This is a genomic window from Klebsiella huaxiensis (assembly GCF_003261575.2).
In the GTDB taxonomy this organism is placed as follows: domain Bacteria; phylum Pseudomonadota; class Gammaproteobacteria; order Enterobacterales; family Enterobacteriaceae; genus Klebsiella; species Klebsiella huaxiensis.
The window spans coordinates 174,920-186,773 of record NZ_CP036175.1 but is presented as its reverse complement, the minus strand read 5'-3'; the positions used below and the strand labels follow the sequence as shown (position 1 = coordinate 186,773).

Below are 11,854 nucleotides of genomic sequence, written 5' to 3'. Positions count from 1 at the left end.
CGGATGCGGGTATTGATCGTAAAAACCTCGTCCATGGGCGACGTACTGCACACGCTGCCCGCACTAACCGACGCCGCGCAGGCCTTTCCCGGCATTCGTTTCGACTGGGTCGTTGAGGAAGGGTTCGCGCAGATCCCTTCCTGGCATGAAACCGTTGATCGAGTGATTCCGGTCGCGATTCGCCGCTGGCGTAAAGCGTGGTTTTCGGCGCCGATAAAAGCCGAGCGCAAGGCATTTCGCGAAGCGGTACAGGCGCAAAAGTACGACGCAATCATAGACGCCCAAGGGCTGGTGAAAAGCGCTGCGCTGGTGACCCGGCTGGCCCATGGCGTTAAGCACGGCATGGACTGGAAGACCGCCCGCGAACCGCTGGCGAGCCTGTTCTATAACCGTCGCCACCATATCGCTAAACAGCAACACGCCGTTGAGCGCACCCGCGAACTGTTTGCCAAAAGCCTCGGCTACGCAAAGCCAAAAACTCAGGGCGACTACGCCATCGCTCGCCATTTTTTGCACCAGGATGACGGCTCTGTCGCGCCGTATCTGGTGTTCCTGCATGCCACCACCCGTGATGATAAGCACTGGCCGGAAGAGAACTGGCGGGCGCTTATCGCCCTGCTGGCCGACAGCGGCCTGCACGTTAAGCTGCCGTGGGGCGCGCCGCATGAAGAGGCGCGGGCCAGACGCCTGGCGCAAGGGCATGATTTTGTCGACGTGTTGCCGCGCATGAGCCTGGAGCAGGTAGCCCAGGTGCTGGCAGGCGCGCGCGGGGTGGTTTCCGTCGACACCGGTCTGAGCCATTTAACCGCCGCGCTCGATAAACCAAATTTCACGCTATACGGCCCGACCGATCCGGGGCTGATTGGCGGCTACGGTAAGAATCAGTACGTTGTACGTCCCGAAAGCGGCAACTGCACGGGGGATATTGGCGCCACCCGGATTCTGCAATTGTTGAAATCTCAGGAACTGGCTTAATGGGTTCATTGTTTAAGCAGATCTATCGCTACACGCATCGACGAGCCTTTCGCCATAACGAAAATCTCTGGCCGTTTACCCATATCACCCGCGCGGCGAGCGGTGAAATTCGCACACTCGAATATAAGGGAAAAACGGTTCCGCTGGTTAACCTGAGCGAGCTAAAAGATAGCGCACAGGGTGAAGTGCTGCTGACGGCGACGGGTCCCTCGACCCGAAGCATCGATTTTTCTCTGCTGCCGAACAGCATTCCGGTGATGGGGGTAAATGGTGCCTGGCATCTTTCTGATAAGATTAAATTTTCTCTCTATACCATCGTGGATATGGAGTTTTACGACAAAAAACCGGACGTTATTCGTTCGGTGATTAGCCAACCCGATCTCATCCTCTTCACCACCATGCACGGTATTGCCAAAATCCTCGACCGCCATGGCTCAGAGCTTCGCTGTCGTTTGGCATTAATTGAAGACGCCTGTTATAAAATCTACCGGCCCAAAGTCGCCAAAAGCGCGATACAGCAAGCCTGGCGACATATCGATGCTCTGCGCTTTCACCCACAGCGGCAGGATATTTGCTTTAGCACCGATATCCGTCACGGGATTTTTGATGCTGGAACCGTGGTCTACTGGGCGCTACAAATCCTGATGTGGCTGGGATTTAAAACCATTCTGATAACCGGGCTGGATATGAGCAATTTCAACCAGCCGCGATTCTACGAAACGGAACAGGATAAACTCCCCTCCTGGCTGGCAAATAAGGTGGATGACCTGGTCATGCCGTCCTTTTCGCACGCTGCCAACGTGCTGCAACAAAACCATATTCGGGTCGTTAACTTCTCCTTAGAAAGCGCGGTTCCGGAAACGATTTTCGAAAAGGTTTCATTTGATGAGTACTTTAAAAATCAGTAGTTACGCCAGACAGGGTTACACCATTTTCTTTCCTTTGTTTCTGTTTTTTAGCGCTATTTTTTGCGTATCAACCCGGGCAAACAATCTTCTTCACTTATCTATTTTGCTGTTTTTGCTTTCACAGCTGAACACAGACAACCGCCGGGCATTAGCGGAGAGCCTGCGCCAGCAGTGGCCGGTCTATGGTCTGCTGGTCGTATTCTGCGTGTACTATGCGCTGAGCAATATTTGGGGCCAGACGCCGCAGCATATCGATTCCCCTCTGACCCACGGCACCTATACCATTTTCTATCTTCTGCTGCTGACGACGCTACTTGGCCATCCTCGCACCCGGCATCTGACGCTGCTGAGCATCGTGGCCGGGATCACGGTGCTGTCTATCTGGACGATGGTTATCGACTTCACCCTGGTCCTCAAGGAGCGACTGGTTTCGCCGGATAATCCCGGCCCGACCAACGTTATCGACCTGGCGGGTTATTGCGGTATTGGAGTTCTTATTTGCGCCATGCTGCTGAAAGAAAAAGGCAGCCACCTTCTGTATGTGCCGATGGCTATCATGTTGGTGATGCTATTTCTGACCCAAAGCCGCGGCCCGATTATCGCCCTACTGGTGGCATTTGTTTGCACCCTACATCTGCACGTCTTTACCCGCCGTAATATCTTGATTGTCGCCGCGTTAGCGATGATTCTGGGACTGCTTTTCTTCTTCACCCCCACCGGGGACCTGCTGCTGGCGCGCTTTGAGGAGCTGGGGACGCAAAGCGGTTTGCGCATCAGCATCTGGCATCATACGATCGAGGAAGTGGCCAGCCAGCCGTGGCTGGGGCGAGGTTTTGACTACGAGCTGAACTTTACCAACTACAGCGGTGAACATATCACCACCACCCACAGCGTCTATCTTGGCGCCCTGCTGAAAGGCGGCATCATTGGCCTGGCACTGCTGTTGGCGGTGATTACCGGAGGGCTATGGCAGGCATGGCGCAAACAGCAGGATGGCCGCTACGGACTGGCGATTTTTATCTATGCGCTGATTTTTATGGCTTCGCAGGGCATGTTTATTATCAGCAATCCTCGCGAAACCTGGCCGCTGTTTTGGCTACCCTTAGGCATTGCGCTAAGCAGTCGCCTGAAGACGAAACACTGAATGCGGCACTCTGCACTCTTCCGTCATTGCCCGGTGGCGGCTCGCGCCTTACCGGGCCTACGGAGGTATATAACATGATGATATTGATGTTTTGGTAGGTCAGGTAAGGCGTAAGCCGCCACCTGACAGAAATGCGCGCACCGTATCTACAACAGGTTTGTCATCAGTCTCCAGGGCCCTGACGCGGGCCTTTTTTATACCTGCTTGCGAGAGGCAATAAGACTATCCACCTGCGCCTTGATGACGGGCCAGACGGCATCAACCGTCATATCAGCAACATTTGTCTCTTCACAGACAACTTGTTCAGCTTTGTCATAGCCCGGGGCCCAGATGATATATCCCGGCAGGCCGGTGTCTTTTAGTTTGCGCTTGTTGTAAACCGCGACCATAGGCTTGTCGAACGCCCTGGCAATATGCACGACGGCGGTATCCGCCGTAATGACCAAATCGCAGCAACGAATAACCTCTACCGCCGAATTAATATTGCTATCAGGCAGATACAGCGCCGAATCCAGTTTTAGCTGGCGAATTTTTTCGCTGTGCCCCACCATCACCACACTCACTTTATAAGGCAGCGCATGCAGTCGTTCAATTACAGCAGTAACCTGGTGACGACAAAAGTCTTTATCGGTTGAGGCGGTGAACGGGTTTATCGCGATACGCAGTTCGCTATCCTGCTCCTGAGCGAACAAGCATTTAACTTTTTCATGCTCACCAGCGTCACCGGGAAGATGATAATGGTAATGCTCACTGGCTACGCCAAATAACCGGACCACTTCTTTATAGCGGGCAGAAATATGGCGGCTACTATCGAAAAAAGAGATCGAATGATCGTAAAGTTTATATTCTTCTTTATTAAAACCAATGATGCAGTCGAGGCGTAAATCGGCGAGTAGTTTAAAACGCTCATAGGTTTTAACATCATCAAAATCGACAACCGCGTCAAACCCTGACGCGCGCAATTCATTTAGCGACATGCGGGGTTGATATAAATAGACCTGCTCCAGAAAATCTGCGCCCGCAAGCATGCGTTTACAGATTGGCCCCGTGAGCACGGAAACCTGATAGCCCTGGTCGGCCAGCAGCCTTGCACAGCCGGTTGTAACCACCATATCCCCGACCTTATCGTCCAAGCGCAATAATAAAACATGCCGGATATACTCGGGATTAAAAGGCTGGCGCACGCTTTTATTTCTGTAACGATAGTTAATTAAACGAAATTTAATTTCGCGGAAGAATGCATTTTTCTTCCGCGTAAACTGCTTAACGATACGCATACGGTACCTGGTTATAGTCTTTTATCGCTGTGTGTGTTTCTGTTGGTAATACTCCGCCAACGTCATTCCCTTCACCTGCGGCGCCAGCCAGCTGAAAAAAGCCTCCAGATCGGCGTATAAGCGCTCGATATCCTGCTCGTTTTTAAACGTTGGGCTGCCGCCAGGCATGTACTCAGATGAGTGGAGCATATATTCGACGTAGTCATTACCCTGAGTCAACGTCTGTTCCACGACTTTTTTCATCGTTTCGACGTTGCCGCCCATCGGACGCAGCCAGTGAACGGACGGTGAGCGCACCTTGCCTCGCAGGCGATCGTAACCCTGCTTCAGACTGTTCATCCACGCAGAATGCTTGTACTGAATGCTCATCGGCACTTCCAGCAGCGGCGACTGCCCTTCACGGCGAATATCGTTCTCATCGAGGAAGTAGGCGTGCTGCGGGAAGTTGCGATAATCGGTGCCACCGTCACCCTGCGGCGCGCCTTTGGCCGTTTTCCAGTTCACCCGAGGGGTGACCGAGCAATCAACCAGATAGCCATACTCCACCAGCAGACGCGCATAGCGCTCATCAAAAGCCCAGCGCCCGGCGCGATGGCTAACCATTTTGGTCTGGAAGGTATCTTCCAGCAGACGAGTCATATAGTCGACTTTTTCTCGCATCGCCGCATCGCTGTACTCAATCAGATACGGTTTATGCCGCCAGTCGTCATCGGTAAGCGGCTCAGTCGGCGGGCTGTTCCAGGCGTGCAGATGCATGCCAACTTCTGCGGTTCCCCGGGCAATCACATCCTTGGCAAATTCGATATAAACCGGGTCGATGGCCATTTCATAGTTGGTCAAATAAACCGGTTTGAAACCATACTTTTCGCAAAGCTGCTGAAAACGCGGTAAATAGCGCGCATTCTCGGTGGTGATGCTGTCATGTTTTTGCCAGAGGTTATCGCCCTCTGTATCAATCGTGATGAGAAATGCGGGTTTGTGCACGAAAACGTCCTCAGGCCATACGTATCGGGTCATGGTAGAGCAAGACAACGCTTCTCTCAATCTATCTGATCCCCTAGAATCGGAACCCTTATCCTGGATGAAGAACAGAGTATGACGCCTGAAACCCGCACTTCCGGCCGCGTAAACCCGGCGCGAATCTTGGTTATCAAGCTTCGCCATCATGGCGACATGTTATTGATAACCCCGCTTATTCACGTGCTAAAACAGCAATATCCCGCCGCACACGTAGATGTGCTGCTTTATGAAGAGACTCGGGATATGCTCGCGGCGAACGCCGATATCAACCACATTTATGGTATTGATCGGCGCTGGAAAAAGCAGGGAACCGGTCATCAATTGAAGATGGAGTGGCAGCTGATTCGCACGCTCCACCAGCAGCGCTACGATATGGTGTTCAATCTTGCCGATCAGTGGCCGAGCGCGATCATCACTAAATTAACCGGCGCAGCAACCCGCATCGGCTTCGACTTCCCGAAACGTCGTCATCCGGCCTGGCGTTTTTGCCATACCGCTCTTGCCTCAACCGCGCAGCATAACCAGCTGCACACGGTACAGCAGAATCTGTCGATTCTGGCGCCGCTTGGGCTAAATGTTGATAATGCGCCAGCGAAAATGGGCTACAGCGAGCAGGACTGGACCACCAGTCGCGCGCGGCTGCCGGAAGGGTTTCAGGACAACTATATTGTTATTCAGCCAACCTCCCGTTGGTTCTTTAAATGCTGGCGCGAAGAACGCATGAGCGCTCTGATTAACGCCCTCTCTGAGGCGGGCTACGCGGTGGTACTGACCTCCGGTCCCGACGCCAAAGAGAAACAGATGGTCGAGACGATTATGGCAGGCAGCCCCGATGCTCGTCTGCACTCGCTTGCCGGGCAGCTAACCCTGCGCCAGCTGGCGTCAGTCATCGACCACGCCCGTCTGTTTATCGGCGTGGACTCGGTACCGATGCATATGGCCGCCGCGCTGAACACGCCGCTGGTCGCGCTGTTCGGCCCCTCTAAGCTCACCTTCTGGCGTCCGTGGCAGGCGCAAGGCGAAGTTATCTGGGCGGGTGATTTTGGCCCTATTCCCGATCCTGACGACATTGATACCAACACCGACGAACGCTATCTCGATCTAATCCCCACCGACGCGGTTATCGCGGCGGCGAAAAAGGTACTGGCATGAGTAAATTCAGGCTGGCTCTGGTACGCCAGAAGTATCGCCCGGACGGCGGCGCGGAGCGCTTTGTCTCCCGCGCGCTGGAAGCCCTCGACGAAAGCGATCTTGAACTGAACGTCATCACCCGCGAGTGGCAGGGGCCGGTGAAGCCCGAGTGGAACATTCACATCTGCAACCCACGCAAGTGGGGACGCATCAGCCGCGAGCGCGGTTTTGCCGAAGCCGCACGCCAGCTGTGGCAGCGCGAGTCTTTCGACCTGGTGCAAAGCCATGAGCGCATCCCCGGCTGCGATCTGTACCGCGCTGGAGACGGCGTACACCGCCGCTGGCTACAGCAACGCTCGCGCATTCTGCCCGGCTGGAAAAGCCGCTTGCTGTTTGCTGACCGCTACCATCGCTATGTGATGCAGGCCGAGCGCGAAATGTATCAGGACTCTCACCTGCGCGGCGTCATCTGCAACGCGGAGATGATTAAACAAGAGATTATTGAAGACTTCGGCCTGCCGGCGGAAAAAATCCACGTTATCTATAACGCTATCGATAACCAGCGTTTTCTGCCGCCAACGGAAGAAGCCTTTGTTGCGCTGCGCGCCAAATGGCATCTACCGCTGCAGGCGACCTGCCTGATCTACGTCGGCTCCGGCTTTGAGCGTAAGGGGCTGGAAGCGGCAATTCGCGCCATCGCCCCGACCGATCGCTATCTGTTAGTGGTTGGCAAAGATAAAGAGCAGGGCCGCTATCAACAGCTAGCGAAAACCCTGAACTGCGAGGAGCGGGTGCGCTTTTTTGGCATGCAGTCAGAAACCCTGCCGTTCTATCAGATGGCCGATGGTCTGCTGTTGCCAACGCTCTACGATCCGTTCCCCAACGTGATTCTTGAGGCGATGGCCTGCGGTCTACCGGTCATTACGACTACCGGCTGCGGCGGCGCAGAGTTTATCGTGCAGGGCAGCAACGGCTACGTTTGCGACGCGCTGGATATCCCGGCCCTGCAGGAATCCGTTATCGCTCTGCCCGCCCGTGCCTTAGGTTCTACGCAAGGCGAACGTGCCCGCGAGCGCATCATGGCCTGCACCAGCGAACGACTATCGGCGCAGCTGCTCTCCCTCTATCAGGATCTGGTGAAATAACGATGCGCATACTGTTTGTTATCGACGGCCTGCCCGGCGGCGGCGCGGAAAAAGTGGTGCTGACGCTGGCGGAACAGTTTCTTAAAGAGGGAGAGCAGGTGTCGCTTTTTTCCCTGCGCGACGTCTGCGATTACCCGCTGCCGGAAGGGCTGGACTATCAGGTGATCGCCGACCGCTGCAGCAAACCGTGGCGCAAACTCACCGAGCTGTCCCGGCGCGCACGCCAGCTTGATGCGGCGATCGATAAAGCAGAACAGCACGGTCGTTTCGATCTGGTGCTGTCGAATCTGCATAAAACTGACCGCATCGTCTCCCGCAGCCGCCTGCTGAACGGGCGTAACGTTTGGTTCTGCCTGCACGGTGTGTTCTCCACTTCCTATCTCGGCCATCGCACCGGTTTTGACCGCTGGATGAAGCAGCAGAAGATCAAGCGCGTTTATCAGGGGCGCAACGTCGTGACCGTTTCCGATGCGGTCGGCAAGGATCTGGTCGAGCAGTTCGCTATTCGTCCGGCACAACTGCAAACCATTTATAACCCGTTTGATATCGCCGCGCTGCGTGCCGCAGCTGAAGAACCCAGCCAGCGACCCGATGGCGACTATATTATTCATGTGGGCCGTTTCCACCCCGGCAAACGCCACGACCGCCTGATTGAGGCCTATGCGCAAAGCGGTATAGATGCGCCGCTGGTGCTGCTGGGGCAGGGAAAACCGGAGCAGGAGCAGCGCCTGCGTGAACTGGCGCTGCGGCTAGAGGTTGGCGATCGCGTCCTGTTTAAAGGCTTCCAGAAAAACCCGCTGCCGTGGATTAAAGGCGCGCGGATGCTGGTCCTGAGCTCCGATAGCGAAGGTTTTGGCAACGTGGTGGTAGAAGCGCTGCTGCTGAATACACCGGTCGCCAGCACCCGCTGCCCGGGCGGTGTCACTGAAATTTTAACCGGCGAACTGGCTCGGGGTCTGGCGGATTTGAACAGCCCGGCGCTGGCCCAGACGATGCAAAGCATTTACCATAGCCCGCCTGCCATCGACGCCCTAATGCTGGAAAAATTCAGCGTGGCGACAATTTGTCAGCAGTACCGTCAGCTACGTAGCGCCTGACGCCGTTATTCAACCAGGATCGAATGATTTATGAGTCAAACGCCTTTACTGAGCATCGTGGCCGCCGTCTATAACGGCGAAAAATTCCTTGCGCAATTCTTTGAGTGCCTTGAGCAACAGCAGCTGGAAAGCTATGAACTGATCCTGGTGAACGACGGGTCGACGGACGGTAGCCTTGCGGTCATCGACCAGTGGAAAGACCGCCTGCAAAACGTGATTGTGCTGGAGCAGGAAAATCAGGGGGTTTCGGTGGCGCGTAATACCGGCCTCGCCGTGGCTACCGGTAAATATCTGACCTTCCCGGATATCGACGATAAGCTCTACCCGGGCATGTTCCGCACCCTGCTGGAGATGGCGGAAAAGGGCAATCTTGACGTCGCCACCTGCAACGGCCGCTACGTCTACGAGAGCAAAAAAGATATTCACCCCATTTTTCCACTGGATCGGCTGCAGTCTACCGGCGTTCTGCCCGGCCACGTGTGGTTAAAGCAGGCGCTGGATTCTCGTAAGTTCCTGCATGTCACCTGGTTGAACATCTATCGTCGCGAGTTTATCGCCAGCCACAACTTCCACTTTGAGCCCGGCCTGCGCCATCAGGATATTCCCTGGACTACGGAAGTGCTGCTGGCGGCAGAACGCGTGCAGTACACCAGCGAGCAGTTCTACGACTACTATATTCACTCTGAATCGGTGTCGCACAAGCCGGACAACGACGATACGCTGATGCGTTCGGCGCGCCACTATATGAAGATTCTGGAGATGCTGGACGCCATCAACCAGCGCTATCCGGACAAGGTTCGCGATATTTCCGCCTGCCGTTGGCAGATAGCCAAAGAAGGGCTAGGGATTATCCATACTTTCGATAGCATGAAAGATGAGTCAAAAAAGCATATTATCATTAAAGAGTTCTTTGACCGCGGTATCTGGAACCTGATCTGGAAAAACGCCCGCACGTTCCGCCTACGCTGGCGTCTTGGACGCCGCTATCTGCGCATCAAGCGCTATCGCGACGCGGCGTAATACTGAATCCCTTAGTTTCCGCCAAAGAGATAGCTTTACGCGGGTTAAATGCTTAGAATTTGCCCGCAAAAACATTAATACGGATAAATCGCTTGGAATTGCTTTATACCGCCCTACTCTACCTTATTCAGCCGCTGGTGTGGCTGCGACTGCTGTTACGCAGCCGTAAGGCCCCTGCCTATCGTAAACGCTGGGCGGAACGTTACGGCTTCTGTCAGAACAAGGTAGAACCTAATGGTATTCTGCTGCATTCCGTTTCCGTCGGCGAAACCCTGGCGGCCATCCCGTTGGTGCGTGCGTTACGTCATCGTTATCCCTCTCTGCCGATCACCGTCACTACCATGACGCCAACTGGCTCTGAACGCGCAATGTCCGCCTTTGGTAAAGACGTGCATCACGTCTACCTGCCTTACGATCTGCCCGGCGCGATGAATCGCTTTTTCAATACCGTCCAGCCGAAGCTGGTTATCGTCATGGAAACCGAGCTGTGGCCGAATATGGTCGCCACGCTGCATAAGCGTAAAATCCCGCTGGTCATTGCCAACGCCCGCCTGTCCGAGCGCTCGGCGAAGGGCTATGCCAAGCTGGGCAAATTTATGCGTCGGCTGCTGAGCCGTATCACACTTATCGCCGCGCAGAACGAAGAAGATGCCAACCGCTTTATCGCCCTTGGCCTGAAGCGCAATCAGTTGGCGGTTACCGGTAGCCTGAAGTTTGATATCTCAGTGACACCTGAACTGGCTGCACGCGCCATCACCCTGCGCCGCCAGTGGGCACCGCATCGTCAGGTCTGGATTGCCACCAGCACCCACGACGGCGAAGAACAAATTGTTCTCCAGGCACATAAAAAGCTGCTGGAGACGTTCCCCAATCTGCTGCTGATCCTCGTCCCTCGCCATCCGGAACGTTTTAGCGACGCCCGCGAAATGGTGCAGAAAGCAGGAATGAGCTACACCCTGCGCAGCACTGGCGAAATCCCGTCAAGCAGCACCCAGGTGGTGATTGGCGATACCATGGGAGAGCTGATGCTGCTGTACGGCATTGCCGACCTCGCGTTTGTCGGCGGTAGCCTGGTGGAGCGCGGCGGTCATAACCCGCTGGAGCCCGCCGCTCATGCGATTCCGGTGCTGATGGGCCCGCACACCTTCAACTTCAAAGATATCTGCGCCAAGCTGCAGCAGGACGACGGCCTGATTACCGTGACCGACGCCAGCTCGCTGGTAACGCAGGTGTCTAACCTACTGACAGATGAAGATTATCGCCTGTGGTATGGTCGCCACGCGGTGGAGGTCCTGCACCAAAACCAGGGTGCGCTCTCCCGTCTGCTACAGTTACTGCAACCCTATCTGCCGCAGCGGAGCCACTAATGTCGCCTCGACTCTCAGTCGTAATGATCGCCAAAAACGCGGCGGATTTACTGCCTGATTGTCTGGCGTCAGTCAGCTGGGCCGATGAGATAGTGCTGCTGGATTCCGGCAGCAGCGACAATACCGTTGAATTAGCCCGCAGCCTGGGCGTTCAGGTTCATATCAATGACGACTGGCAGGGCTACGGTATCCAGCGCCAGCGCGCCCAGGACTACGCCACCGGCGACTACGTGCTGATGATCGATACCGACGAGCGCGTCACCCCAGAGCTTGAGCAATCCATCCGCAGCGTGCTGACCGCGCCAAAAAGCGGAGCTATCTACAGCATCGCCCGGCGTAACTATTTTCTCGGCCGCTTTATGCGCCATAGCGGCTGGTATCCGGACCGCGTAATGCGCCTGTACCAACGCGACCATTACCGCTATAACGATAATCTGGTGCATGAGTCTGTCGACAGCAAAGGCGCGCAGGTTGTCGAACTCTCGGGCGACCTGTTGCATCTGACCTGCCGTGACTTTTCCGGCTTTCAGCAAAAGCAGCTGGCCTATGCCGCCGCCTGGGCCCAGGAGCGCCACCAGAAGGGTAAGAAGACCTCGCTGACCGGTATCTTCGGCCATACGCTGGGTGCCTTCGTGAAAACGCTGCTGCTACGCGGCGGCGTTCTGGATGGAAAACAAGGTTGGCTACTGGCGGTGGTCAACGCGCAATATACGTTTAATAAATACACCGAGCTGTGGGCGCTAAGCCGCGGCTACTCGGAGAAAGTGTAA

11 protein-coding genes are annotated in these 11,854 nt (G+C 55.3%); 9 read left to right on the top strand and 2 right to left on the bottom strand.

Annotation, left to right across the window (positions count from 1 at the left end):
• Positions 1-3 precede the first annotated feature (3 nt).
• Genes rfaC through DA718_RS00855 form a run of 3 tightly spaced genes read left to right on the top strand, consistent with a single transcriptional unit; the run spans position 4 to position 3,027 of the window.
• Entirely contained in the window at positions 4-975 is a 972-nt protein-coding gene (rfaC, locus tag DA718_RS00865) for a lipopolysaccharide heptosyltransferase RfaC (protein WP_112216014.1), read from the top strand.
• Entirely contained in the window at positions 975-1,883 is a 909-nt protein-coding gene (locus DA718_RS00860; RefSeq protein ID WP_112216015.1) for a sugar glycosyltransferase, read from the top strand. Before rfaC ends, DA718_RS00860 begins: the two co-directional genes overlap by 1 nt.
• Positions 1,861-3,027, top strand: coding sequence for an O-antigen ligase family protein (locus tag DA718_RS00855; RefSeq protein ID WP_167492714.1), 1,167 nt, complete (start codon positions 1,861-1,863; stop codon positions 3,025-3,027). The genes DA718_RS00860 and DA718_RS00855 overlap by 23 nt, the downstream gene beginning before the upstream one ends.
• 194 nt (positions 3,028-3,221) lie before the next feature.
• Here the strand turns inward: DA718_RS00855 and DA718_RS00850 are convergent, their stop codons facing one another.
• Both DA718_RS00850 and DA718_RS00845 read right to left on the bottom strand, forming a co-directional pair.
• Entirely contained in the window at positions 3,222-4,304 is a 1,083-nt protein-coding gene (locus DA718_RS00850) for a glycosyltransferase family 9 protein (RefSeq protein ID WP_112216016.1), read from the bottom strand.
• A gap of 21 nt (positions 4,305-4,325) precedes the next feature.
• Positions 4,326-5,288 (bottom strand): polysaccharide deacetylase family protein, encoded by a 963-nt coding sequence (locus DA718_RS00845; RefSeq protein WP_112216017.1) that lies wholly within the window; start codon positions 5,286-5,288, stop codon positions 4,326-4,328.
• A 111-nt stretch (positions 5,289-5,399) separates the two neighbouring features.
• Here DA718_RS00845 and rfaQ point away from each other — a divergent pair, with 111 nt between their 5' ends.
• From rfaQ to DA718_RS00815, 6 genes are all read left to right on the top strand, one after another.
• Positions 5,400-6,476, top strand: coding sequence for a putative lipopolysaccharide heptosyltransferase III (rfaQ, locus tag DA718_RS00840; protein ID WP_112216018.1), 1,077 nt, complete (start codon positions 5,400-5,402; stop codon positions 6,474-6,476).
• Complete coding sequence (locus DA718_RS00835) at positions 6,473-7,600, top strand: glycosyltransferase family 4 protein (protein ID WP_112216019.1); 1,128 nt, start codon at positions 6,473-6,475, stop codon at positions 7,598-7,600. Before rfaQ ends, DA718_RS00835 begins: the two co-directional genes overlap by 4 nt.
• 2 nt (positions 7,601-7,602) lie before the next feature.
• Positions 7,603-8,697: a glycosyltransferase gene (locus DA718_RS00830; protein ID WP_112216020.1), complete on the top strand. Its 1,095-nt coding sequence runs from the start codon at positions 7,603-7,605 to the stop codon at positions 8,695-8,697.
• 30 nt (positions 8,698-8,727) lie between these two features.
• Complete coding sequence (locus DA718_RS00825) at positions 8,728-9,717, top strand: glycosyltransferase (RefSeq protein ID WP_112216021.1); 990 nt, start codon at positions 8,728-8,730, stop codon at positions 9,715-9,717.
• A 92-nt stretch (positions 9,718-9,809) separates the two neighbouring features.
• Positions 9,810-11,084, top strand: a complete 1,275-nt coding sequence (gene waaA, locus DA718_RS00820) for a lipid IV(A) 3-deoxy-D-manno-octulosonic acid transferase (protein WP_112216022.1) — start codon at positions 9,810-9,812, stop codon at positions 11,082-11,084.
• Complete coding sequence (locus tag DA718_RS00815; protein WP_112216023.1) at positions 11,084-11,854, top strand: glycosyltransferase family 2 protein; 771 nt, start codon at positions 11,084-11,086, stop codon at positions 11,852-11,854. The genes waaA and DA718_RS00815 overlap by 1 nt, the downstream gene beginning before the upstream one ends.